We start from the raw sequence: 23,552 nt of genomic DNA, 5'->3' as shown, positions 1-23,552 counted from the left end.
TGGCACAATTAACATTATGCGTCGAGTGTTTAAAACGCGCTATTTTCAACGCTGGGCGCGTAAAGTAGGGTTAACTGATAAAGCATTAATCGTCGCGATTAATGAAATGGGCCAAGGATTAATAGACGCAGATTTGGGTGGAAATGTAATCAAGAAGCGGGTTGCACTTTCAGGCAGGGGTAAAAGCGGGGGTGTCCGAACGCTTGTTGTGACGAATAGAGGGAACCATTGGTTTTTTGTATTTGGTTTTGCAAAAAACGTAAGGGCCAATATTACGAGTAAAGAATTAGAAGCTTTACAGCTTTTGGCACAAGACTTACTGCAGTTCACTCAAACCCAATTAAACCAAGCCGTGATAAACGGGACATTACAGGAAGTTGAAGATGATGCATAACGATCAGCAGAAAAACTCCATACTTTCAGCGGTGCACGAAACTGCCTTTGATTTGCATCAACATGGCTTTATAAGCCAGCGGACGATGAATCATTACGAGGCCTTATGCGTTCAACCTATCCCCGTGTATAGCAGCGATGATATTCGTACTCTTCGTGAACGATTTAAGCTTAGTCAGACGGTCTTCGCCTCTGTTCTGAATATCAGTGCTTCAACAGTACGAAAGTGGGAGCAGGGTGATAAGCAGCCCAGTGGGCCATCCCTAAAACTTTTGAATCTACTCGACCGTAAAGGGCTGGCGGCCGTGCTCTAGTTTTGAAGATATGTGTTGATGCCGTCCAAGCACTTCAGGGAAAAGTGTAGAGCCTAACGCCAAAAAAACAGAAAAGCCCACGTATAACAGGTATTACGCTTGTCATACGTGGGCTTTGTATTAAAGCTTAGATTTCGTTTCGGTAAAACTCACCATCTTTCATCACAGCCACAATCTTCGCTTTATCTTGCAACACCGTAATGTCTTCCAGTGGGTTGCCGTCAATCAGCAGAATATCGGCCAGGTAGTTCTCTTTAATTTGCCCAAGCTCGTCACCCATCAGCATGATCTTGCCGCCTTCGCGCGTGGCGGATAGCAGTGCGTCCATTGGCGTAATACCAATCATTTCGGTGAAGTACTGTAGGTCTTTGGCGTTAGTGCCGTGGGGAATCCATGCGAAACCATAATCACCGCCCGGTAGAATCGGGATGCCACGCTTATTCATGGCCTTTAACGTTTCCACGGCGTGTTCCAACTCGTCTACGTAGCCCATTTGCTTCGCCACTTCAGGCGTAAGGCCCCATTCGCCGGCGTTGTAGGCGGTTTCAATTAACCATGACAAACCGGGCGCAAAGAAATATTCGCCTTTGTGCTTCTCCAGCATGTCTAAGGCTTCTTCGTCGGCGTAGCTGCCGTGGTAAATAATTTCAACGCCATGGCGCAAGCACTGTTTAATGGACTCGGCCGAGCGTGCATGGGCAGCCAAACGCTTGCCAAAACGCTTCACTTCGGCGGCGGCCACGGCAATTTCCTCATCGCTAAACGGTGTCATCTGCGCACTAATGCCCGCAATGTATTCACCCGATAAGTTCAGCTTTACGGTGTCCACGCCATACTTAATAAACTGGCGCACACTGCGACGCATTTCTTCTACGCCGGAGATAATGTCGCAAAAGCTAAGTTCGGGGTAAGGCATGTGCGGCGGAATGGTATCGCCCAAGCCACCTTGCACGGTAATTTCCTGCGAGGCTGCCGAATAACGTGGCCCGGGGTAAGCGCCACTGTTAATCGCATTACGCACCACCACGTCCAAACGTGGTTTGGCGGCGGCTGCACCCATACAAGATGTCCAGCCCATATCAAGGTAAACCTTGGCCACCTGCATACACCACAAGATATGTTCCTCGGGCGGCATCATGGCAATCGCGTTAAGCGACGGCTGATCGTTCCATGAAAAGTGCGTGTGCGACTCGGTCATACCCGGCATTAGAAACTTGCCGGTCGCGTCGATTACCGTTACATCACCGCTTTCGCGTTTAACGGGGGCGGATAAGGGGGTCACCGACACAATACGGTTACCGCGTACCAACACTTCGCCTAAGTAGGGCTGGGCACCCGTTGCATCAAAAATCGTGGCATTACTAAATAATAAGTCGGACATGATTGTCTCCATCCAAGCTTCACATTGTTATAGGAATAGGGTTTACGAAGCAGAAAGGCTGTTTAGGAATTCACTTAACAGCCGGCGGCACGGCTCAACCTGCTCAAAGGTGGTCCAGTGGCCGCATTGGCTTAGCGTGTGGGTAGCTGGTGTCTTGCCAAAGCGTTGTGCTAAGGCTTGCATGGCTTCAGGCGAAGCTACTTTGTCGTCCTCACCCGTAATCAGTAGGCTAGGGCATTGCAGCTGCGATACATCGGCGGCCACGGCTTCAGCCAAGGCATAACAGGTGTGCCCGTAACCTTTAGGGTCTTGGCGCATTAGGCATTCGCGAACCAAGGCGGTTACCGCAGGTTGGTTTTGTTTGGTGGCCTCAGCTGTGCCGCCAGCCACGACCTGCTCGGCAATCTCGGCCATGCCTGCCACACCCTCACTTACTGCTTTGTCGCCACGGGCACGGGTGGGTGCGCGTCCTGCTTCGGCGGGGGCAGCCAACGGGCCAAACAGCGACAGCGACTTCACGCGATCGGGGTATTTAACCGCTAAGTGCTGACACACAATGGTGCCCAAGGAATGCCCCAGTAAATGCGCTTGCTGTACGCCCTCGGCATCCATCACCGCGATCACGCTTTCCACAAAGCTATCGATACTTAAAGCAGTGTCGTCAAAAGCCGATCGACCACTGCCCGGCATATCCACACTAATCACTTGGTAATCGTGCAGTACGGACATCAGTGGCGACCACGTATTGCTGGTGCCGCCCAAGCCGTGAATAGCTACTACCGCATCACCGCTGCCATCCACTTCATACACAATGTTGTTAATGCTTTTGCTGGTCATACCGTCCTCTTAACGAAAGGGGTTTTCAATGTGGCCCAAGCCCTGAACCTCAACGCGCACCACGTCGCCTGCTTTCAAATAACGGGGTGGTTCCATACCCATGCCAACGCCTGCCGGTGTACCCGTGGCAATAATGTCGCCGGGATACAAGCGAATGCCGCGAGAGCAGGTTTCGATTAGCTCGGGAATATCAAAAATTAGATTTTTGGTGGTGTTGTCTTGGCGTAGCTCGCCATTTACCCAGCACTGCACTCGCGCATTTTCACCATCGAAAGCATCAGCGGTAACAATCCACGGGCCCATAGGGCAGAAGGTGTCGAAGGACTTACCCAAATGCCATTGCTTATGGCGCATCTGCACATCGCGGGCGGTTACGTCGTTCACCACCGTGTAGCCAAAAATGTGCTCAAGCGCATTCTCGCGGCTAATGTTCACGCCACCCTTACCAATAATGATGGCTAGCTCAGCTTCATAATCGATGGCATCCGACACCGACGCAGGCGGCACAATTACGCTATCAAAAGGCCCCACTACACACTCGGGCACCTTAGAGAACACAATAGGCCACTGCTTTTCATCGGCCTTATTGTCTTTAAAAACAGAATCAGCCAGCTCGGCAGCGTGCTCGTTATAGTTGCGACCTACACAAAAAATATTGCGACGCGGGTGGGGAATCGGGGCCAGCAATTGAACAGACTCCAGCGCATGACGCGTATCCGACAGCGCAGGCAAGATAGCCTGCTCGCTGTGCTGCAGCACCAACGCTAAAGCGCCTAAATTGGCTTCAGCTTCAGACACCTGAAAAGCCTGCACCGACTGAGCATCGTCAGACACCAGCCCCACATACTGTTTGCCATCGGCACGATAAGTTGCTAATTTCACGGTAACAATTTCCTAGAAAAGCTTAATAATCAGAACGTGATTAAATTCTAGAAACTACCGACAACGCCGTCTTATCGAATTCTCTGCAAGCTTATCGTTTTGTCTTGTGAAAAGGTCGGTAAATACCCTAAGAACGTGTTTTTAAACAGAAAAAACGCCATTTATTTGGTATAAAAAATGAACAGAACACGCATGTAGCACTTACCACCATCCAAAGAAGACACACATGATGAAAGATACGTATGCGGTACGGCAGGGGGCGTTTGGTCGAGTCGTGTTATTAACACTACCGACTAATTTGGTCTCGCATTCACACGGCAGCAGTAGCATCGCCTTTTGGCTAGGCGGCTCGCCAACCCGTGCGCGTATTGGCGACCAAAACTATACCTATCAAAACAGCGTTGCCCTAGGCATCAACCCCTTTGAATCGCACGACGCCACCCTGTGCGACCCCACTGACCCCGCCTTATTCCTAACCTTTGAATTCAAACAAAGCTGGATAGAACAACAACGGCTTATTTCCGGCAAGGGGCTGTACTTCTTAAAACCCACCGTCCCCATCGACGACGCGCTATACCGTGCCTGTCACACCTTACTGAACATCATGCTTGACCCCTTTAACAGCCACCACGATGATGTAGAGCCCGTCATACTGGACATACTGATTAAAGCCACCCAAGCATCGGCTCATAACATTACCGACACGCACGCCGGCTTACGCCGCACCCCCGACTACAGGGTGCAACAAGCAATCAGGGCCATGCAAAGCAACACCTCGCGCAAAATGTCTATCGACCAACTGGCCCACCACGTGGGCTTATCGCGGTCGCAACTGCACGTGCTGTTTCGTAAAAATTTGAACACCACACCGTCAGTGGTAGCCAGCTTAATGGTGGTAGAAGAAGCCATACGGCGCATGCTGAATCAGCAAGAGTCATTAATTGATATTGCGCTAGATCTGGGCTTTTCTTCACAAGGTAATTTCTCGCGCTTCTTTAAAGAACACATGGGCGTGTCCCCATCGGTATACCGCTCGGCAGCGCGAAACCACAGCGGACTTAACGGTTAGGCAAAAAACCGCTAAAAGAACCCGTGCGAGGTGAACATTTCTTCAATCTCATGGCGATGGTCAATAAGAAACTGGTGATACGGGCTATTAGGGTAAAACACCGGAAAGTTCGAGGTCTCGTACGTTAGTATTTGGTCTTTCAGTATGTATGAGTCTTTATGCTCATCCGTGCCCGGCTCTGGGTTAAGGTGCATCATCTCGACCAATTTTTCATTAGCGGCTAAATATTCTTCAAAAGATTCAATAACTTCGTTCATGGTAGTAGGTAACGCTTCTTGATACATAAAGACACATTATTGCCCTGCCATGACAAAAATGTAAGACGTACTTCTACGCATCGTAGTTATACGCACGGGTTTACCCTAGTGGTGAAAATGTCCACCAATAAGGCTTATAAATAGGTTGCGACAGCGTTGCAATATACAATCACGTTTTGTTACGTGTGCGTAGAGTTTACGAAAAAGAACAATTCCACAGGTTTGTAATTTGGCACATGAGTACAATTACAAAACCGTCCCAAGCCGTTTAAACCCGCTTGAAGTTAAGCGATAACTTAGCAGTGGTATGTCGATCAATAAGAAACTTGTGTTTTTAAACACAACCAAATCTACACTTTCACAAATAGCCTTAGCCGCATCGGACTTCGTCTGGTTCAACTTGGGGCCCTTTATTGCTGCCTTTTTAGTATGGCTATTGTGGGGAAACTTAAGTGCTTATATCCCTAGCGAGGAAATCTACCCTCGCCTTAGTGCGCAACTATTGCTGTCTGTGTTGTGCGTGGGCTGGTTTTGGGCAAGGCTGCGCCATTACACCTATCGCAAAGCATTTTGGTTTGAGCTTAAAGAAGTTATCCGTACTGTTGCGATATTTTCAGTTATCGATCTGGCTATTTTCGCGTTCTCAAAATGGCAAGTGTCCCGCTATATCTGGGTTTTTACGTGGACGTCCATCATTATTTGGCTGCCGTTAAGCCGCTTTATAACAAAACGCATACTTGAGAAGCTGCAGCTGTGGAGTAAAGGCTGTGTCATCATCGGTGCGGGACCTAATGCAGTGGAGGCGTATCGTGCCCTGAAGGCAGAGCGTGAGCTGGGTTTAGACTTTATGTATTTTTTTGACCCGGTTAACACCCTATCCACACCGCGCAACCTAGACGGGCTGCGTGTTATTAACAATGAAAGGGTATTGTGGAGAACAGTTGATCCACATAACACGCAATTATTTATCGCCTTAGAAGACGGTCAAGAGCATTTACGCGAACAGTGGGTACAAAAGACAGCAAAGCGGCAGTGCCGCTCGGTATCCGTCGTCCCAACAACGCGAGGTATTCCAGTCAACAGCACGGATATGTCCTATTTGTTTAGGCATGAACTGTTAATTCTTAGAATAAATACGAATTTAACTAAAACCAGCGCACGTATATTAAAGCGTACCTTCGATGTAGTAGTGTCGTCATTAATACTTCTTATGCTATCGCCAATTCTGCTTGTACTGGCGTTATTAGTAATGAAAGACAAAGGTAGTCCAATTTATGGGCACACGCGCATTGGTAAAGACGGCAAACCTTTTAAATGCCTAAAGTTCAGATCAATGGTGATGAACTCGCAAGAGGTACTGCAAGAGTTACTGCGTACATCACCAGAGGCACGGGCTGAATGGGATAAAGACTTTAAATTACGAAACGACCCCCGTATTACCAAAGTGGGCGCATTCTTGCGTAAATCCAGCTTGGACGAATTGCCGCAGTTGTTGAATGTGCTGAAAGGCGAAATGAGCTTAGTTGGCCCACGCCCCGTTATCGATGAAGAGTTAGAACGTTACGGCGAAAATAAAGACTACTACCTGATGGCAAAGCCCGGCATGACTGGCCTTTGGCAGGTAAGTGGGCGTAATGATGTTGATTACGATACAAGAGTTTATTTTGATGCTTGGTATGTGAAGAACTGGTCGCTATGGAATGATATTGCGATTATGTTTAAAACAATTGGAGTGGTGACAGATAGAAAAGGTGCATATTAATACCTGCTTTTGATAGGAGAATAGGACTTTTTGATGAATGCCAAGATAAAAAGGCATAGTTGGGGCAGTGTGTCTGAGAAGAGATTAAGGAAATTCTAAACAATACAGATTATCCTTATATTCAATCTGATTTATAAATTTCAAATCAGTAATTTTACTGTAATTCTCGCCAATTTTTTGTAAATAAATGAACTATGTTTTGAAGCTATGAAGCAGACTATTATAATGAAAATTATAAAGAGCCTTTTATTTAATTAATCGAAGTAAAAATAGTGGACTTTCGGATAGAAAATTAAAAACTATTTAACTTAATGAGTTGGATGATTATTGTTGATTTTAATGAAATTTATATAAATTAAAAGTTTTAATTTAGGTTTAGTTAGATAGTAAAAATATTTTCAAAGTAGAAGATTTAATGTAAATAATTTGAGATTAAAAAATTATTTATTAGTGTTGACTTTTTAATAGAAATTTCAATGAGCGAAAGTGGACAATTAAATAGAATGGTCAATGTTACGGTGGTTATACCTTGTTATAACTGCGAGAAAACAATTGAAAGGGCAATAGGTTCAATTATGAGCCAAACGGTATTGCCAGTCGCTATCATAGTTGTAAATGATAAAAGTACAGATGATACTTTAATTGTCATTGATAAAATAAAAAAAGAAGATGAGAAAGGGCTTATAAGCATAATTAATTTTGATAAAAATAGGGGGCCTGCTGCGGCTAGGAATGAGGGCTGGAAAAATGCAAAAACTAACTATATAGCCTTTTTAGATTCAGATGATACATGGGATCCTAATAAGCTAGAAGACCAATACAACTATATGGAAGAAAATGAATCTATAGGTATTACAGGTCACGCTATGTTAATTGGTAGTTCAAATGAAAATAAAAATACTAATTCTCAAGAAAGCTTCAAGCGGTTAAATAAAAACAAACTCCTTTTTAAAAACTACTTTCAAACTTCTACTGTTATGCTTAAATCTAGTATAAAAGATAGATTTTTAGATGGGGGGTACTTTGCAGAAGATTACGAACTCTGGCTTAGGATTGCTTTTAATGATACAAAACTTGCCTATACCAAAAAAGCCTTAGCTTATATGTATAAAAACCCATATGGAGATAGTGGTCTAGCGGGTAATGTGAGTGAAATGCAATTAGGGGAATTAAATAATTATAAAAATTTATGGAAAAGTGGAAAAATTAATACTTTAGTTTTTTTTATTGTTATTTTTTTCTCTAATGCTAAATATATTAGACGTTTGTTGATTGTTGCTTTTAGAAAAATTTTAAATTGGTATAAGTTATGAGAGAGAGTTTACATATAATTCATGTAATAGAAGCATGGAAAGGGGGGGTGGCAAGCTATGTTACTGATCTCACTAAAATGCAAGTGAATAAAGGAGTGAAAATAACTTTAGTAGCTGATACTAAAACTTTGACTGAGGATCAAAGAGATTTGCGAATAGAGGTAATTCATTATGATAGTTCTAGGTCTCCTTTTAAAATATTTAAAATAAGTAAGAATATAAATAAAATATTGGAAAATGCAAAGGCTGATATTGTTCATTGTCATAGTACATTCCCTGGGGTTTTTGTTAGATTACTAAGAAAAAAAAACTTAGTCTCTAAGATTATTTATACCCCGCATGGATGGTCTTTTTATAAATTAGATGATTCGATATATAGACGATACCTATACAAAATTATAGAAAAGATCCTTTCAAAAAAAACTGACAAAATTGTTTGTATATCGTTAGAGGAGTATCGTTCAGCTATAAGTGTAGGTATATGTCCGAAAAAGCTGAAGCTTGTTTATACTGGCGTAGACAAAGGGAAAAAGAATAAACTTGTCGATAACAGCGTTATTTTAAAAAATAGAAGAAATATAAATGTTGGTTTTTTTGGGCGATTTGATTATCAAAAAGGATTTGATGTTTTGGTTGAAGCCTCTGAAAGGCTGAATAAGAATATTGATCTTCACTTATTTGGGGATTTTGTGAGGACAGAATCAAAAAAACTAAACTTGAATAAAGTTATCATACATGGATGGATAGAGCATGAAAAAATAGGTGAAAAAATAAGAGAAATGGATATTGTTGTTATTCCTTCAAGATGGGAAGGATTTGCACTTATACCATTAGAGGCAATGTCTAATAAGAGAGGGATAATAGTCTCTAATATGACATCTCTACCCGAAGTAGTTATAGATGGATTCAATGGGTTGGTAATTCCCGAATTTACTTCTGAGTCTATCTCTGAAACGATTAATGGTTTGACTTTGGAAAAGTGTGAGCTACTTGGTAAAAATGCTCTGTATGTATATGAGAATAGATTTAAATTTGATATTTATTATGAGGAGATGGAAAGGATGTATTATGAACTAGTTTCCTGAATCTAATAAGTATTTATATGATGAAGAGAAAAAATTGATAGATAAAAATATAATTGAGCAAAGTTACTTATCCCTTTTTATTAAATTCTTCGCGGCTTTAGGGATTGTTGGTTGTTGGTTGCTGATAGCGGGGATGCGGCCTGAAAGTGCAGGATTTGATACCAGTCCGTATATTAGCGCTTTTAATAATTTAAGTAGTTTCCTAACTGCTAGAGAGGATGGAAAGAGTGTCTACGGTAATTCAGAACTATTATGGTGGACTTCACAGTATATATTCTCGCTTCTGAATTTTAATAATCGCGCTTGGTTATTTTCTAACTGTCTTCTTGTGGTAAGTCTTTGCTATATAGCCTATAGAAGAATTTTGCCTGATAATGGAAAAGTTCAGTGCTTTTTTTTAATGTCATTGATCTTTTGCACTTACTATGGTGTATATGCTGGAAACGCTATGCGTCAAGTAGTGGCCATACCTTTTGCTGTTCTAGCTATAAGCAATTGCCTTAATCAACGTTATATAAATTTTGGATTTTTTGCATTTATTTCAATAGCTATGCATTGGAGTGGGCTAGTTATATTAATTTTTCCATTTGTATATTTTTTAGGTAGAGTTTCTAGAAAATTGTTGATGTTTTTGCCATTAATAGCATTATCGGTTTCTACCTTTACGGGTATAGTAATCGGTTTAATGGTTAAATTCTTCCCTAATCCCTATTTCTATAGGAAATATGAACTTTATGTCTTACAAGTAAGGGAGTCTCATATTGGGAGTATATATGAAAGTTTAAATTTCTGGTTATGTGTACTAGCCTATATTATGGTCTCATTTGTGTCGATAAGGAGAAGTAATATTGATTTTATTTTTTACTATTCTATATTTTTCTTATCGCTAATATTTATAGGGGTATCTTATTCAGACATATCCGAGAGGTTTATTCCTTTTGTATTAATAATCTATCCTATCATTGTCCATCAGTTTTTTTTGTGTTTTAGATTAACAATGGGATTGAGAAATTTCTTTCTATTTTTTTTGTTCTTACTGATGGGTGTGCTCGTCTACACGCGAGATAGCGCGCAGGTAACTCTAGGTTTGTTTTAAATTTATGCAAAAGTATAAGAAATTTGCGCTTTCTATTTTATCTTTAATGTTCGGAACATTTTTGTCAGCTGGACTAGCTTTTCTTATACAAGTTTTTCTTGCTCGAACCTTAGGTGTAATAGAATTTGGACAGCTATCTTCTGCCTTGGCCATTATAACTATATTGTCTCCTCTTGCCAGTTTTGGTGTACCAGTACTTTGGCTGAAAGTATTTTCTGAAGGTGAAAAGGTTGGCTACAATTGGGTCTTTCCATCACTTCGGCTCGTTTTCATTTGTACTATAACAGTTTTTATATTTATTTTTTTATGGTTATTTATCCAAAGCCCATTTCCCTCTTATAGTATATTTTTACTATCTTTTTGTGTCTTTGGATTAGTTTTTGCTGATCTTACTGGATCTGGATTTCAAATTAAAGGTCAGTATTATTCACTTTCTCTTTGGCAGGCTTTGCCAAATGGAATTAGAGGGTTTTTGTTATTACTTTTCTTTTTTTGCTTTGAAACATTTGATATAGATTTAGCTGTCTACGCTTTATTTTTTAGCGCATTAATTATTATTATTTCATCTATTTTGTTTTCTAGAAATTGGATATTTAATGGGAAGTCTTTTGAAAGTCTGGAAAGAGTAACAGTTTTAAGTTGTTTTACGGAGGTTTGGCCATACGCACTATCGGGTTTTTTCTATCTGACTTATTTTCAAGTATCCATAGTATTATTAGAAATAATGTCTAGCTCTCAGGCTGTTGCTTATTATAATGCTGGTTTTTTATTTATAGCTGCAGTTTATTTATTTCCTGCAATAATTTTTCAAAAATATTTCTTACCAAAGATATTTGTTTGGGCAAATGGAGACTTAAATAAACTTCATTATTTTTCTTTACGTTCATCAGTTTTTATGTTGTGCTTTGGACTGTTCTTGGCTGTCACAATATATTTACTGAGTGGAGTATTAATAAGAGTATTTTTTGGGGAAGGCTTTTACCCCTCTGTGGATGTTTTGAAAATATTGACTTTAGCTATTCCCATTCGGTTTGTGTCAGCTTCTTTTTCAACTATTTTGACTACTCGATCCTTAATGTTAAGTAAGATTACTGTTATGGGCACTGTTTCGTTGATAACTATAGCTTTTGGTATTGTTTTTTTCTCTACTTATAGTTATCTGGCAGCAGCTATATTGAGTGTTGTAATCGAGATTTTTTTGCTTTTTTCGTTCTATTTTATTGCTAGAAAAAAAGTTTTCTTTCGGGTTATATAAATGAATAAAATAATCTTTACTGGTTATTATGGTATGCGTAACTTTGGGGATGATTTGTTTGGTTATGTTTCTAGCATAGCAGCAAGGAAATATTGGCCTGATATGAATATATCTTTGCTTTGTCCTCCCTTAAAGGGACTAAATGTTAATTATGTTGTTCCATCCTATTATCCAGCACTAGCCTACTCGTCATTAGGTGTAGTAGGGGCTGTTTCTAGATTTTATTTTTTAAAAAAATCATTATCAAGAGTAGATAGGCTTATTTTTAGTGGTGGCTCGTTGTTTTCTTCAGCTCATTCACGAAGTAGGGATTATATTTCTAGGAAGGCTGGAAATAATATTTCTTTATCGGCTGTTGGAGTATCAATAGGGCCATTTTCTAGCTTGGAAAGTGAACGGTCGATTACAAGTTTTTTAAGACGATTCGAATTTTTAGCTCTTCGAGATGCAAAGTCGTATGATTTTGTGAAACAGATGGGGTTTCAAGGCAAGTCGGTTTTAGCAGCAGATTTAGCGGGCTTAGTACCACTGAGTTTTAGCGGTTTTAGAAATCCAGTTAGTAAAAGTTCTGCTAAGGACAAGGTGAGAATTGGTTTCAGTCCTTGTAATTTATTGGATGATCCTGAGCAGGCATTAGCTTATTGTAGAGCCTTCCTTAATTTTATATTTCGATTAAAGGGACAGGTGGAAGTGGAAGTTGTGGTTCTAAGTTTAAATAGTCATGGTTTATTTGGAGATACCAGATTTTGTGACTTTGTGTTAAAGAACCTAGAAGAGATGGGGGTTGCAGCACAAACGTTATCGTATGCTGTTTTAAGTATAGAGCCAACGTTAGAATTAATTAGAGATTTTGATTTTTATGTGAGCGTTAGATTGCATGGTGCTATTAGTTCATATGTGATTGGAAATAAGTTCTCGTTGTTCGAGTATCACATCAAGTGTACTGAGTTTTTAAATGATATAGGCTATCTGAAAGAAGGTCGTTTAAGTAAAGAGAAGGGGGCGGATTGGGGTTTATATGATTATTACAGCGCTGTAGTTTCTGACCAGTCATCACAGTATGACTCCTTGTCATGTTTTATTAATAAATCAATATTGAATTTTACTGAAGCGCCTTGGGTTAGAAATAATTTCTTGTATAAATAATATTATTTATACAAGTAGTTTTTGCAATTGTTATTTTACTTAATTTCTGTCTAATTATTTTCTTGGTTATTTGATATTTGATATTTTTTATTAATAAGAATATTTTTATTGAATTGATCATTTTTAAACTTTATTTCCCTCAGGCTGAGTCCAATCTATTTTCGAAACCATATAGAATCTGTAAATTTTTGTAATTTTTTCCTGTTATCTTTTCTAAGAATTGGATTGCACTGATGTTTAATTGCAAGTAGACGCATTTTTACCGCGCCCCAAACCCCGTCAGCACAATTTTGGCCGTTGCCAGCAAAATGTAGATGTCCAAATAGATCGAGGCATGTTTAATGTAGTAGAAGTCGTGCTCGATTTTGTGTTGGGTGTCGGCGGTGCTAGCGGCGTAGCCTTGGCGTATTTGGGCCCAGCCGGTGATGCCGGGTTTTACCGCGTGGCGGTAAGCGTAGAAGGCTAGGGCGTGGTTGAAATGCTCGATAAATTCAGGTTGTTCGGGGCGCGGCCCGACTAGCGACATATCCCCTTTTAATACATTCCACAGTTGCGGTAGTTCGTCGATGCGGTAGCGCCGTATCCATTGGCCTACGCGGGTGATGCGTGGGTCGTTGTCTTGCGCAAAGTGCGCCTGTGGGTCGTGATGGTGATGGCAGTGATGGCGCTTGAGGCGTGGGCCTTTGGTGTACCCTGCGTGGTGGGGCCAGCCGGTGATGTGTATTCGGGAGTGTGCTCGCGCTTAGCTGAGCTATTGGTCGAGCCGCAGGTGGATAATCCCACGGCGATTTGTCAGCGTCTTGATCTGGTGTTGCAGCATAAAGCAGAGACTCAAGCGTTATTGCTGCAATTTCGTCCTGTGTATAACCAACGTTTTGAGCAAGCGCGTACACAGTTGGTGCAAAAACTGTTTGAGTTTAAGCACGCTCGTCGCCGTAGCATTCGGACTAAGGCCTTGAGCCAACACCAAGTAAAAACGGTAGGATCAGAACAGTCGACGGGTTCGTAGCCCCTTAGACTGGGCAAGCTTAAGCTTGCCCGTACAAGGCCAGTTGTGCAGCCAAATCGTCTGTATTTGTGTTGGCGCCAATTAAGCAGGCGAGCAGTAAGCGAGCTTTGTGGGCAGACAGCCAGTGCGCACGCAGTAAGCCTTTACGCAGTAGATCAATTTCAGAGCCCGGAAAGCCGTAGGTGTTGGTGAAGACAGGGCCTTTGTTGACCCTAGAGCACAGCACCACCGGTAGGCGTTTGGCTAGCTTTTCTAAGGGCTCTACAAATTTCGCAGGTAGGTGGCCTACGCCTGTGCCTTCAATGATGACGCCTTCATAGCCTAGAGAGGGTAGGGCTTCAAGTAGGTCTACGTCGCTGCCCAGTCCCACTTTAATAATGGCTACCTTCGCAAAGCGTGAAGGCTTAAGGTGTGCTTGCCGCGGGTTGGGCTGTCGCACAACGTGTATCTGGTCTTCAAAAACATAGCCCAGAGCGTCGCCTTGTAGCGATTGAAATGACGACAGCAGGGCCTTATGTGTTTTTTCTACTGAGCGCGCCGCGTGTATTTCATCGTTTAATACCACCAACGCGCCAAGGTTTCTGGCGTGGGGGCTAGCGGCTGTGCGGATGGCGGCCATTAGGTTGGCGGGGCCGTCGGCGCTAAGGGCTGCAGCACCACGCATGGCGCCTGTTACCACAATGGGCGCAGGGGTGTTGCACAAAATATCCAGTAAGTAGCTGGTTTCATCGATGGTGTCGGTGCCTTGCACTACTACTGTGCCAGCATAGTGCGCGGCCTCGTCGGCCTGTATGGATGATGCTAGTTGCATGATTTCTGCGGGTTCTAGCGAAGCGCCGGGTTTTAAAAAGGGGGTCTCTACCACGACCTTGGCGACGTGCTCGATATCGGGTAGCAGTTTCAACAAGTCGTCTCCACGTAGGCTGGGCACGATGCCATCGCTAGTGGGGGCCATGGTGATGGTGCCACCTAGAACAATAACGCGTACGGTGGGTAGGCTCATAACAATATCCTTCTTAATTAGCTAAGTTCGTCGTCTTCGGCTAGCACCTTCAATACGACTTGGTAGGTGCTAGAAATATGGGCTTTGCTGGCGGCTAAGGCGCCCTCTAGGTTTCGATTTAACACTTGCTCCATCAGTTCTTTATGTTCAGCAAGGTCGTCTCGGTATGAAAAGCCCCGTGTTACCGCGATTTGTCGGTAGCGGTACGCTTGATCAAACAGTATTTCCCAGAAGCTTTTTAACCATTGGTTATTGCAGCCCGCGATAAGGCTGTAATGGAAGTCGCGGTGTATGGCGTCCCATTCTGGGGAAATTAACCCCGTGTCGGTATCAATAGCCGATCGGCGCGATAAGCGATGAAAGTTTCCCACAATGGTGGCTTCCCAGTCGTCATCCCCCACTTCCAGTGCTCCGGTTAGGGTTAGGGCTTCTAGCGAGATGCGAGCGCGGGTGATGTCGCCTAACGAGTGCAGTGAGATGGGCGCCACTTTAAAGCCGCGCTGTCCTTCCATGTCGACAAAGCCTTCACTACTTAAGCGCATTAGAGCTTCGCGCAGGGGCGTATAGCCGATGCCAAGCGATGTTTTGAGTCGCTCTAAACGCAATGGGCTGCCAGGCTCAAGCAGAGCGGACAAGATTTGTCGTTTGATTTCGGTGTAGCCCTGTTCGGCCAAGGTCAAGGTATGGCCGGTTGTAGTGTTAACGGGGGTGGCTGTCTGCTGCTGTCGATTCACTTTCGATCCTTAAGTGCATTTTTCTAGGTCTTATTATACAGATGATCAATGAATATACGAACCATAAAATTATCGATAATATTAGTTTGACTCGATAATTTGGATTATGTATATTAAAAGCTCGAATATAAAGGAGCGAGACATGAAGGCAAAACGATTATCCGTGATACGTGCATTAGGCGTTGCTGTGGCGTTGACGTTGGGTTTATCGGCAACGTCGGCCTATGCAGCAAAAAAAATCGTGCTGCGTGGGGTAACGCCATGGACAGCCGACTACGACTTAAGCCGTGGTTTTTTTATTTTTGAAGAGTTGGTTAACGAGAAGTTTGGTGACAAGGTTGAAGTTCGCTATTTAGGCGGCCCAGAGGTTTCTGACCCAAATAATCAGTTCTCGGCGTTGAAGAACGGGGTGGTGGATGTGATTTTGGGTGCGGCGGCGTATTACCGCAGCGAGGTGCCGTTGTCGGCGGCTGTGCAGTTCACCAGTTTGAAGCCTTCAGAGCTTCGTACCAGTGGGTACTACGATCTGATGCATCAAATTCATAAAGAGGCTGGGGTGTATTACTTAGCCAATACGGCAGGGGGCAATCAGTTCCGTCTGTATGTGAACAAAGACATCGATAAGCCTGATTTTTCGGGTCTGCGCATGCGCGGTTCGCCCGTGCAGTTGCCGATGCTTCGTGCCTTAGGGGCGTCCGCGGTGTCAATCGCGCCCGGTGACGTCTATACCGCATTAGAGCGAAATGTGATTGACGGCTTTGGTTGGACTTACAGCGGGGTAGATGCCTACGGCTGGAACGAAGTGACCAAGTACGTGATTGATCACCCTTTCTATTCGCTGGATGGCGCGTTGCTGATCAACCAGAAGGTGTGGGATTCCTTACCTGAAGACGTTCAGGTGGGTTTGAACGAGGTGGGTGTAGAGCTGGAAAAACGTGTGGAAGCCTTTATTAGTGAAACGCTAGCGAAAGAAGACGAGCGCTTGGCCGAGATGGGGATGGAGACCATTAGCTTTTCTGACGAGGATGCGGCGTATTTTCAAGAGACTGCTATGGACGCTGGTTGGAAAGATTTCTTACGTTTGAATGCCAAGGCTCTTGAACGACAGCCAGATCTAGCAGAGCAACTTCAGCAGACGGGTAATTGATTGCCACGTGGTCCTCTAGGGGAGCAGACATGTTTTTTAAGTTCTATCACCGAAGTCTTGATGTGATGGCAGGTGTAGCCGCCTTTTTTATCTTTTTGGTCATGTTGGGGATTACAGCGGATGTGGTGATGCGTTCAGTCACCGGAAAAACCATCGTGTGGATGTTCGACGTGTCGCAGTACGCGTTGCTGTATATCCCTTGCTTAGGCATGGCGTGGCTGGCCCGCGAGGGGGGTCACATTGCCATTACGACCTTTGTTGAGATGGCTTCACCCGCCAAGGTGGCAATGATTCGGTTGTTAACAACCTTGGCAAGTGCCATTACCTGTGCGGTGATTGCGTACTGGGGTTGGGTGGTGCTGTTCGACAAAATCAGCAGTGGCTCTATTGCTGTGCAAGCTATCGAGGTGCCTGAAGCATGGATTTACTGGGTGATTCCGGTGGGTTTTAGCTTAACGGCCTTTGAGTTTTTTAGGCAGATTAAGGGCAAGCCGTATCAGGTGAGTTCCAAGCTTGACGATAAGGAGCCAGTGTCATGATGTGGTATGAGGTTTTTGCGCTCATTATCGGTGGCACCTTGGCCTTGCTGGCCGTAGGAATGCCAGTGGCCTTTGCTTTGGCAGCGGTCACTTTACTGGGGGTATTGTTCACGCAAGGCTGGGGTAGCCCGTTTATGCAGTATGTGTCAAGCGTGAAGTCGTCCTTGAGTGTGTTCACGTTATTGCCAGTGCCGCTGTTTGTGTTGATGGGAGAAATCCTTTGGCATTCGCAGATTGCGGGTCGTGCACTGAAGGCCTTGGACATGTTGCTAGGCCGCCTACCTGGTCGGCTTAGCCTATTAGCCATTGGCAGTGGCACGCTGTTTTCCACCCTAAGCGGCTCGACCATGGCAAACACGGCCTTGCTTGGGCGACTGCTGGTGCCCGAGCTTAAAGAACGAGGTTATTCAGGGGTGATGTCGATGGGGCCGATTATGGCGTCAGGGGCATTAGCCATGTTGATTCCGCCCAGTGCATTGGCGGTCATTTACGCTTCAGTGGCCAAGGTCTCTATCGGCAAATTGCTATTGGCCTTGATTTTGCCGGGCTTAGTGTTGGCGGCTTTGTATGCGATTTTTGTAATCGTCGTTGCCTTACGTTATCCCCATTTAGCACCGTCTTACGATGTAGAGAAAGTACCGTTCAGCCAAACACTTAAAGCCTTGTTGGTTGATGTGGTGCCGCTTCTGGTTGTGGTCGTAACGGTAGTGGGCGTTATTTTTATGGGGGTGGCGACACCGACGGAAGCAGCGGCGATTGGTGCCATGGCTTCAATCGTTCTGGCGGCGGCGTATGGGGGGTTATCCATTCGTAAGATCAGTGTGGCGCTGATGGATACTTTGCGTATCAGCATCATGATGCTCACGATCTTGGCCTCTGCTATTGCTTTTAGTCAACTACTGGCGTACACGGGTGCCAGCCGCGGTTTACTTGAGTTTGTACTCAGTGGCGATCAAAGCACTCTGCTATTTATTGTCATGACAATGGTGATGATCTTAGTTCTAGGCATGTTCTTAGAACAGATCGCGATCATGATGATTACCTTGCCAATCCTCATGCCTATTGTTGCAGCCCTATCCATTGATCCGTTGTGGTTCTCGGTGCTGATGCTCATCAACCTTGAAATCGCGTTGATGACACCGCCCTTCGGAATGCTGTTGTTTGTGATGGGTAGCGTCACAGATGACGATATTACGATGCCCATGATTTGGCGTGCGGCAGCACCCTATGTCTGCATCAACTTAGCGGTGATCGCATTAATTATGCTCGTCCCCGCTATTGCTACGTTATTGCCCAACGCAGCCTTAGGCTGATGATGAATTGTTTAGGAGTTTTACAGTGTCAACTATTTATGATGATTTTTCGGTAGATATCGATTTTACGGATGCCGAGCGTGAGCGACGTTGGCGAGAAGTGCGCTGGAGAATGGATCATGCGGGTTTAGATGCCTTATTGGTATGGGGCAATGAAACTAAGTGGCAAGCCGGTTTAGCCAATAACCGCTACCTGTCAGGCCGTGTGGCTCCGGGGTGTATTCTGTTCCCACTAGAGGGCGATCCGGTGATTTGGTCAGGTTTCCCTCATGACGTAACCCCATATGGGGCGTTGGCTGGTGGCTGGATTGGCGACACCCGTGCAGGACAGCAAACCACGCGTGACATCATCAATACCTTAAAAGACCGTAACTACAGTTCGGCTTCCATTGGTGTGGTGGGTTTTGGTACAACGCGCCCACGTGTGATTACTGAGACGGTACCGTTTCAGCAGTTTTCCGAAATTCAAGCGGCTTGTCCACAAGCGAAGTTCATCGATAGTGCGTGGTTATTAGAGCAGGCCAGACTGATTAAAAGTGCAGAGGAAATTGCGGTGTTGCGCCGTGCTGGAGCCTTAGCGCGTGAAATGGCAAATGCCATGTACGAGTCGGCTGTGGTGGGTGCGCACGAATATCAGGTCTATGCAGCGATGCTGAATGCCTCGTTAAGTCGTGGTGGTGAGGAAGAAATGAATTGGATGTCTTCTGGTGCAGTTCCCCCGCCCCACGGTAAACGTCCTCCGTCTTCACCCCGTAAACTGGAAAAAGGCGACATCATTGTTTCGGAGTACCACTCGCGATACAAGGGCTACTTAGCGGGTGCCGAGGTGTCGATTTCTTTAGGTCAGCCCAAAAAAGAGTATCAGGAAATTCACGAGGTGTGCGTGGCGTCGCAGCGTGCAGGGATTGCCGCCATGCAGCCAGGTAAGCCTTTCTCTGATGCGGTGTTGGCATTCAGAAGACCCATTATCGAGGCAAATTTCAGCTCGGTTGAATGCGGTTTGCATGGTCACGGCCTAGCGTCGCCCGAGTTTCCAAGCACCATGTATGGTGGTAAAGGTGGTGCCTGGGAAGAGCACGCCTATGCACGCATTCCAAGTATTAACTTCCAAGAAAACATGGTGTTTGCCACGGCATCGGATGTCTATAACCCAGCTTGGAATGAAAGCACGGGGTTGATGCTGGGTCGTACGGTGGTGATTACGGCTGATGGCCCCGAGGAAATTACCGGTATTCCGCTTGAGACCCTGTTAAAGGTGGTGTGATGAGTACAACAATGAACGCGCCGCGTTTTATTTTTCATCCTGATGCAGAAAATTCGCGTACGCCCTTAGCCGCTGTAGCGGGTGACTTGGTGTTTTACGGTGGGGGCGTGGCGGCCCACCCCGAGCTTGGAATGCCGGAAGGCATTAAAGCCTTTGATGGTTACCCTAATCATTGGTCTCAAATTAACCGAGAACTTCATTATCTTTACGATGTGATGGAGAAGGTGCACCAAGATGCGGGGTCGGGACTGACGGAAATACTGAAAATAAACAGTTGTCACACGGACGAGAGCGATGTGTACGAAGCGTTACGCTTGCGTCCGGCAATTTTCGGTGCAACCCCACCCCCAAGTACCTTAGTGCTGGCACCTGAACTGGCGGTAAAAGATGCCAAAGTGACGGTAGACAGCATCGCGCTGGTCAGTAATAGCTCGAACCCGCGCGAGGCTTTGACGCAGTCTACTGAAAATGCGCCGATGCCGCCCCATCAGCGCATTTGGGGTGACACGATTTATTCCAAGGCGACAAAAGGAGGTGGATTTATTTTCACTTCTGGACGCACCAACAACGTGATTGGGGGTGCAAGTGATGCCGTGCTGAAAGGCAATCCAGATTTGCCTTATCAGCACGATCATGCTGAGTCGTCGTGCCGCATTATGATGGCCTACTTGCTGGATGTGCTGCAGTCGTATCAAGCGGATTTCTCGCATGTGGTGAAGGCAGAGATTCACCTGAATGACATGAGTCAGATTGCGGCCATCGAGCGTGTGTGGAAAACCTTGTTTCCTGAAAACCCGCCTGCTCGGATTTTTATCCCTTCAACTTTTCCTACGCCTTACACCACGATCGAGATCGAGCTAATCGCTATTGATCCAGAAGGGCCTTGGAGCAAACAACACATTCCTCTGCCAGAAGCCGCGCAGGAGATGTTTTGTGAGTCGTTGGCGGTAAAGGCGGGGCCTTATCTTTTCTTCTCGGGGTTGTCCGCCACGGATTACGTCAGCGGCTTGGCTTCCGAGGCCAAGGTGAACCCATCTTTCCCTTTTCATGAAAGCCCCGTCTATAAAGAGTTGGCTTATATTAAACAACAGCTTGAGACGCGTGTAGGTGGTTTTACGCCCTTAAGAACCAAGTTTATGAGCACAAATCTTAAGGACTACGGTGCCTTTCAAAATGCTTGGGAGCACGAGTTTGAGACCGCTGTACCCACAACGGTATTCAGAACCATGGGCCCATTACCCGTGCCAGATACCCGCTTCCAATTGGATTTGATTGGGTGGCAACCGTAAGCCTCATCGTTTACGGTCAACACAAAATAGCCCGTCTGTTTTGTCACAGACGGGCTATTTTTTATGGCTGATAGCGCGTGGGCGTCGGAAAGTTAAGGCTTAGCCAACCAGTGGCGCAGCAGTGCCACAAACACACCCAACATGCCACCCAATACTATGCCTAATAATAAGATCAGGGCTTTTTTGGGTTTAATGGGGGCTTCAGGGGCAACGGCTCGGCTATCAACGGTGGCCAGTGTTAAGTGCTCGGGTTGCAGGTTAACGGTTTTCAGTATGTCCAGTTTCTGCAATAAATCGGGCAGTTTACTGATGTAGGGGTCGTTGTTTTTTCGTGCGTGCAATAGCGCTAACTCAGATTCCAGTGCACGCGTACCGCGTAGGTAGGTGGTTTCCCCAGTGTACGAGGTAATCAGGTTACCGCTATCGGGTGGGGTTTCTAAATTAATGGCGTCGGCTAAGCGTAGCGCTTCTTCGATGCGTGCGATTTGATGCAGGCGTTCTTGTTCTGCACTGGCCCGCAAGGTGTCCAGTTCGGCTTCGGTGCTTTGTACCCGTACAAAAATCGCACTTTCTAGGGTACTGATGACTTGTTCACGACTGCGAGCAATGGCGTTGTCTAAGTATTGGTTAGCCCAGTCGCTGATGGTGGTGGGGGATTCCCCTTCAATGCTAACGCGGGCTAAATCACCATCGTTGGCTTTAGGAATGGTGACGCTTAATTCCTTATTAAAACGTTTCCAGAGGCTTTCTCGCTCGGCGGGGCTGGGATCAGGATCGACCACGGGCAGGTAGTGATCATTGAAAAAATCCAGCTTTAAACTGGCTGAATTCAAGTGTCGTAAAAAAATTTGGTACGCCAGATCGGGCGTTAAGGTCTCGAAGTTGTTGTCAATCTGTGCCACAACGTTATAGCTGGCTAAGTCGGCGGGTGTGGGGGGCAGGGTAAGCACTTCGGTTTCATAAACCGGGGTACTTAAAAACGCATACGCTGCCGCCACCGCTGTGATGACCACCGTGCACAGCACGATTAGGGCTTTTTGGGCCCACAAGGTACAGGCTAGTTCACGTAGATCGATTTCGTCGTTGTTGGTGGGGGTGTAATACGGTGCTCGTTCTTCAGACACTCGGGCCTCTTCGGAGAGTTATTGACGCGTAAAAGCGAATTATCCCCGAGTATAAAGCGTAGAGTCTTTAATAGATGACCAAACATTACAAAAATTGACGGTGTTTACATGGCATAGGGCTGAATTCAGCCCTATGGTTGGCTTAACGCCTTAGCATTCCACGTACTAAGGCGATCATACAGGCCAGCATAAAGCCCAACACGGCGGCAATTAGCAGTATCAATGCTTTTTTAGGGGCAATCGGGCGTTGTGGTACGGCAGCGACCAGATCGATCTGCGCGGTTTGAAACTCGTCACCCGGTAAAACGCTTAGTTGAATCATGTCCAGTTGACGCTGCAGCAGGGGCAGTTCGGCAATGTAGGGGTCGAAGTTTTCTCGGCGTTGTAGCAGGTCAAGTTCAGCCGACAGCGCCTGTGCGCCACGTAAATACATGGTTTCACCCGAGTACGAGGTGATCAAGTTGCCCGAGTTTGAGGGGTGTTCTAGGTTGATGCCTTGGGCGATGCGCAGGGCATCTTCTACGCGTTGTAAGCGGTTGTCGTTATCCGTTTTTGCTTGGTTGCGTAGCACCGCTAAGCGCGATTCGATTACTCGTATTTGCTCGCTTCGCTGTACCTTGAGGTTGTTAAGTAGCCTAGCCCTAGAGACGCTAAGGGCTTGTTCCACGTACTGGTTTAACCAGGCGGCGCTACGTTCGGCGTCGTATAGCTCGAAGCTGATGTGCGTTTCAAATTCTGTGTCTTTACGCGGTAGGCTGATGCGTAGTTGTTGCGTGAAACGATCAAATAACTGTTCTTTTTCTAAGGCGGTGGCATTAGGGTGGTAATGCGTTAGGTAGTGCTTAACAAAGAAGTCTTGCTTTAGATTTTGTGAATTCAGCACGCGCTGAAAGGCTAAATACACGTCGTCTACGGTGATGTCATTCACTAACGAGGCCACCAGCGTCTCGTTCTCTTTGTTGTTGTCGTTTTGTTCGGGTTTTAAGGGCTCGGGGTCAGCCAAGCGTGCAACCAAGTTGTAGCTTTGTAACGCAGAAGGGGCAGGCGGTAACAGTATGGCTTGGCTTTGATAGGTGGGGCTAACCACGCTGATATAAACAAAAGCGGCCACGATGGCGGCAGCGGTAATCACCACAATGCTAAGTTTCGAGCGCCACAACTGCTTAATTAACTGCGCAATATCAATTTCATCGTTTTTTGTGCTAAATGGGGTGCTCAAAGCCTGACCTTTTTATTATGCGTTTATTGTAATGAAAAAAGTCAAATTGTATCATCGAGCCTAAACACGCTGCAAACAACATTGTTCTCGACGTAAACCCTAGTTTTTTTTCGCAAGAGCC

At 45.2% G+C, this 23,552-nt stretch carries 24 protein-coding genes; 15 read left to right on the top strand and 9 right to left on the bottom strand.

What is annotated here, in order from left to right; all coding sequences use genetic code 11:
* The first annotated feature begins 16 nt into the window (after window positions 1-16).
* Window positions 17-394, top strand: a complete 378-nt coding sequence (locus tag AC2UZI_RS00215) for a type II toxin-antitoxin system RelE/ParE family toxin (protein WP_486941821.1) — start codon at window positions 17-19, stop codon at window positions 392-394.
* Window positions 384-707 carry a helix-turn-helix domain-containing protein gene (locus AC2UZI_RS00210; protein ID WP_486941820.1) on the top strand — a complete coding sequence of 108 codons (324 nt, stop codon included), beginning with the start codon at window positions 384-386 and terminating at the stop codon, window positions 705-707. Before AC2UZI_RS00215 ends, AC2UZI_RS00210 begins: the two co-directional genes overlap by 11 nt.
* Window positions 708-834: 127 nt before the next feature.
* Here AC2UZI_RS00210 and AC2UZI_RS00205 read toward each other — a convergent pair whose 3' ends face one another.
* Genes AC2UZI_RS00205 through AC2UZI_RS00195 form a run of 3 tightly spaced genes read right to left on the bottom strand, consistent with a single transcriptional unit; the run spans window position 835 to window position 3,807 of the window.
* Window positions 835-2,088 carry a metal-dependent hydrolase family protein gene (locus tag AC2UZI_RS00205; RefSeq protein WP_486941819.1) on the bottom strand — a complete coding sequence of 418 codons (1,254 nt, stop codon included), beginning with the start codon at window positions 2,086-2,088 and terminating at the stop codon, window positions 835-837.
* 42 nt (window positions 2,089-2,130) lie between these two features.
* Window positions 2,131-2,925 carry an alpha/beta fold hydrolase gene (locus AC2UZI_RS00200; protein WP_486941818.1) on the bottom strand — a complete coding sequence of 265 codons (795 nt, stop codon included), beginning with the start codon at window positions 2,923-2,925 and terminating at the stop codon, window positions 2,131-2,133.
* 9 nt (window positions 2,926-2,934) lie between these two features.
* Entirely contained in the window at window positions 2,935-3,807 is an 873-nt protein-coding gene (locus AC2UZI_RS00195; protein WP_486941817.1) for a fumarylacetoacetate hydrolase family protein, read from the bottom strand.
* Between the two features lie 226 nt (window positions 3,808-4,033).
* On the opposite strand from AC2UZI_RS00195, the gene AC2UZI_RS00190 reads away from it, so the two are divergent.
* Window positions 4,034-4,876, top strand: a complete 843-nt coding sequence (locus AC2UZI_RS00190) for a helix-turn-helix transcriptional regulator (RefSeq protein WP_486941816.1) — start codon at window positions 4,034-4,036, stop codon at window positions 4,874-4,876.
* 11 nt (window positions 4,877-4,887) lie between these two features.
* On the opposite strand, the gene AC2UZI_RS00185 is transcribed toward AC2UZI_RS00190, so the two are convergent.
* Window positions 4,888-5,160: a hypothetical protein gene (locus AC2UZI_RS00185; RefSeq protein WP_486941815.1), complete on the bottom strand. Its 273-nt coding sequence runs from the start codon at window positions 5,158-5,160 to the stop codon at window positions 4,888-4,890.
* 280 nt (window positions 5,161-5,440) lie between these two features.
* On the opposite strand from AC2UZI_RS00185, the gene wbaP reads away from it, so the two are divergent.
* From wbaP to AC2UZI_RS00155, 6 genes are all read left to right on the top strand, one after another.
* A complete protein-coding gene (wbaP, locus tag AC2UZI_RS00180; protein ID WP_486941814.1) occupies window positions 5,441-6,895 on the top strand; it encodes an undecaprenyl-phosphate galactose phosphotransferase WbaP in 1,455 nt (484 codons plus the stop codon).
* Between the two features lie 476 nt (window positions 6,896-7,371).
* Complete coding sequence (locus AC2UZI_RS00175) at window positions 7,372-8,208, top strand: glycosyltransferase family 2 protein (protein ID WP_486941813.1); 837 nt, start codon at window positions 7,372-7,374, stop codon at window positions 8,206-8,208.
* Window positions 8,205-9,293 carry a glycosyltransferase gene (locus AC2UZI_RS00170; RefSeq protein WP_486941812.1) on the top strand — a complete coding sequence of 363 codons (1,089 nt, stop codon included), beginning with the start codon at window positions 8,205-8,207 and terminating at the stop codon, window positions 9,291-9,293. The genes AC2UZI_RS00175 and AC2UZI_RS00170 overlap by 4 nt, the downstream gene beginning before the upstream one ends.
* A gap of 34 nt (window positions 9,294-9,327) precedes the next feature.
* The gene (locus AC2UZI_RS00165; RefSeq protein WP_486941811.1) at window positions 9,328-10,389 is read left to right on the top strand and encodes an EpsG family protein; all 1,062 of its coding nucleotides are present in this window, start codon (window positions 9,328-9,330) and stop codon (window positions 10,387-10,389) included.
* A gap of 4 nt (window positions 10,390-10,393) precedes the next feature.
* A complete protein-coding gene (locus AC2UZI_RS00160; protein WP_486941810.1) occupies window positions 10,394-11,644 on the top strand; it encodes an oligosaccharide flippase family protein in 1,251 nt (416 codons plus the stop codon).
* The gene (locus AC2UZI_RS00155) at window positions 11,645-12,790 is read left to right on the top strand and encodes a polysaccharide pyruvyl transferase family protein (protein WP_486941809.1); all 1,146 of its coding nucleotides are present in this window, start codon (window positions 11,645-11,647) and stop codon (window positions 12,788-12,790) included.
* A gap of 259 nt (window positions 12,791-13,049) precedes the next feature.
* Here the strand turns inward: AC2UZI_RS00155 and AC2UZI_RS00150 are convergent, their stop codons facing one another.
* On the bottom strand, window positions 13,050-13,373 hold the full coding sequence (locus AC2UZI_RS00150) for a sugar transferase (protein ID WP_505335102.1): 324 nt from the start codon (window positions 13,371-13,373) through the stop codon (window positions 13,050-13,052).
* Window positions 13,374-13,409: 36 nt separating this feature from the next.
* Between AC2UZI_RS00150 and AC2UZI_RS00145 the strand changes: the two genes are divergently transcribed.
* Window positions 13,410-13,799: a glycosyltransferase gene (locus AC2UZI_RS00145; RefSeq protein ID WP_486941808.1), complete on the top strand. Its 390-nt coding sequence runs from the start codon at window positions 13,410-13,412 to the stop codon at window positions 13,797-13,799.
* A 19-nt stretch (window positions 13,800-13,818) separates the two neighbouring features.
* On the opposite strand, the gene AC2UZI_RS00140 is transcribed toward AC2UZI_RS00145, so the two are convergent.
* Window positions 13,819-14,802, bottom strand: a complete 984-nt coding sequence (locus AC2UZI_RS00140) for an asparaginase (protein ID WP_486941807.1) — start codon at window positions 14,800-14,802, stop codon at window positions 13,819-13,821.
* 17 nt (window positions 14,803-14,819) lie between these two features.
* On the bottom strand, window positions 14,820-15,536 hold the full coding sequence (locus tag AC2UZI_RS00135) for a GntR family transcriptional regulator (protein WP_486941806.1): 717 nt from the start codon (window positions 15,534-15,536) through the stop codon (window positions 14,820-14,822).
* A gap of 142 nt (window positions 15,537-15,678) precedes the next feature.
* Between AC2UZI_RS00135 and dctP the strand changes: the two genes are divergently transcribed.
* The 5 genes from dctP to AC2UZI_RS00110 are packed head-to-tail and all read left to right on the top strand — an operon-like array spanning window position 15,679 to window position 21,088.
* Window positions 15,679-16,683 (top strand): TRAP transporter substrate-binding protein DctP, encoded by a 1,005-nt coding sequence (dctP, locus tag AC2UZI_RS00130; RefSeq protein WP_486941805.1) that lies wholly within the window; start codon window positions 15,679-15,681, stop codon window positions 16,681-16,683.
* Window positions 16,684-16,712: 29 nt separating this feature from the next.
* Complete coding sequence (locus AC2UZI_RS00125) at window positions 16,713-17,222, top strand: TRAP transporter small permease (RefSeq protein WP_486941804.1); 510 nt, start codon at window positions 16,713-16,715, stop codon at window positions 17,220-17,222.
* On the top strand, window positions 17,219-18,535 hold the full coding sequence (locus tag AC2UZI_RS00120) for a TRAP transporter large permease (protein ID WP_486941803.1): 1,317 nt from the start codon (window positions 17,219-17,221) through the stop codon (window positions 18,533-18,535). Before AC2UZI_RS00125 ends, AC2UZI_RS00120 begins: the two co-directional genes overlap by 4 nt.
* A gap of 25 nt (window positions 18,536-18,560) precedes the next feature.
* The gene (locus AC2UZI_RS00115; protein ID WP_486941802.1) at window positions 18,561-19,799 is read left to right on the top strand and encodes a M24 family metallopeptidase; all 1,239 of its coding nucleotides are present in this window, start codon (window positions 18,561-18,563) and stop codon (window positions 19,797-19,799) included.
* Window positions 19,799-21,088, top strand: a complete 1,290-nt coding sequence (locus AC2UZI_RS00110; protein WP_486941801.1) for a RidA family protein — start codon at window positions 19,799-19,801, stop codon at window positions 21,086-21,088. The genes AC2UZI_RS00115 and AC2UZI_RS00110 overlap by 1 nt, the downstream gene beginning before the upstream one ends.
* A gap of 92 nt (window positions 21,089-21,180) precedes the next feature.
* On the opposite strand, the gene AC2UZI_RS00105 is transcribed toward AC2UZI_RS00110, so the two are convergent.
* Together AC2UZI_RS00105 and AC2UZI_RS00100 are read right to left on the bottom strand one after the other, a co-directional pair.
* On the bottom strand, window positions 21,181-22,212 hold the full coding sequence (locus tag AC2UZI_RS00105; RefSeq protein ID WP_486941800.1) for an LPS O-antigen chain length determinant protein WzzB: 1,032 nt from the start codon (window positions 22,210-22,212) through the stop codon (window positions 21,181-21,183).
* Window positions 22,213-22,354: 142 nt separating this feature from the next.
* The gene (locus AC2UZI_RS00100; RefSeq protein WP_486941799.1) at window positions 22,355-23,431 is read right to left on the bottom strand and encodes an LPS O-antigen chain length determinant protein WzzB; all 1,077 of its coding nucleotides are present in this window, start codon (window positions 23,429-23,431) and stop codon (window positions 22,355-22,357) included.
* Window positions 23,432-23,552: the final 121 nt, after the last annotated feature.

This window comes from Paenalcaligenes sp. DL 463 (assembly GCF_057475185.1).
Note: the sequence above shows the minus strand (reverse complement) of the source record. Positions and strands in the feature narration are given on the sequence as shown.

Coding starts and splice junctions, on each gene's coding strand:
- AC2UZI_RS00215 (WP_486941821.1), top strand. CDS start 17: ATGCGTCGAGTGTTTAAAACGCGCTATTTTCAACGCTGGGCGCGTAAA.
- AC2UZI_RS00210 (WP_486941820.1), top strand. CDS start 384: ATGATGCATAACGATCAGCAGAAAAACTCCATACTTTCAGCGGTGCAC.
- AC2UZI_RS00205 (WP_486941819.1), bottom strand. CDS start 2,088: ATGTCCGACTTATTATTTAGTAATGCCACGATTTTTGATGCAACGGGT.
- AC2UZI_RS00200 (WP_486941818.1), bottom strand. CDS start 2,925: ATGACCAGCAAAAGCATTAACAACATTGTGTATGAAGTGGATGGCAGC.
- AC2UZI_RS00190 (WP_486941816.1), top strand. CDS start 4,034: ATGATGAAAGATACGTATGCGGTACGGCAGGGGGCGTTTGGTCGAGTC.
- AC2UZI_RS00185 (WP_486941815.1), bottom strand. CDS start 5,160: ATGTATCAAGAAGCGTTACCTACTACCATGAACGAAGTTATTGAATCT.
- wbaP (WP_486941814.1), top strand. CDS start 5,441: ATGTCGATCAATAAGAAACTTGTGTTTTTAAACACAACCAAATCTACA.
- AC2UZI_RS00175 (WP_486941813.1), top strand. CDS start 7,372: ATGAGCGAAAGTGGACAATTAAATAGAATGGTCAATGTTACGGTGGTT.
- AC2UZI_RS00170 (WP_486941812.1), top strand. CDS start 8,205: ATGAGAGAGAGTTTACATATAATTCATGTAATAGAAGCATGGAAAGGG.
- AC2UZI_RS00160 (WP_486941810.1), top strand. CDS start 10,394: ATGCAAAAGTATAAGAAATTTGCGCTTTCTATTTTATCTTTAATGTTC.
- AC2UZI_RS00155 (WP_486941809.1), top strand. CDS start 11,645: ATGAATAAAATAATCTTTACTGGTTATTATGGTATGCGTAACTTTGGG.
- AC2UZI_RS00140 (WP_486941807.1), bottom strand. CDS start 14,802: ATGAGCCTACCCACCGTACGCGTTATTGTTCTAGGTGGCACCATCACC.
- dctP (WP_486941805.1), top strand. CDS start 15,679: ATGAAGGCAAAACGATTATCCGTGATACGTGCATTAGGCGTTGCTGTG.
- AC2UZI_RS00125 (WP_486941804.1), top strand. CDS start 16,713: ATGTTTTTTAAGTTCTATCACCGAAGTCTTGATGTGATGGCAGGTGTA.
- AC2UZI_RS00120 (WP_486941803.1), top strand. CDS start 17,219: ATGATGTGGTATGAGGTTTTTGCGCTCATTATCGGTGGCACCTTGGCC.
- AC2UZI_RS00110 (WP_486941801.1), top strand. CDS start 19,799: ATGAGTACAACAATGAACGCGCCGCGTTTTATTTTTCATCCTGATGCA.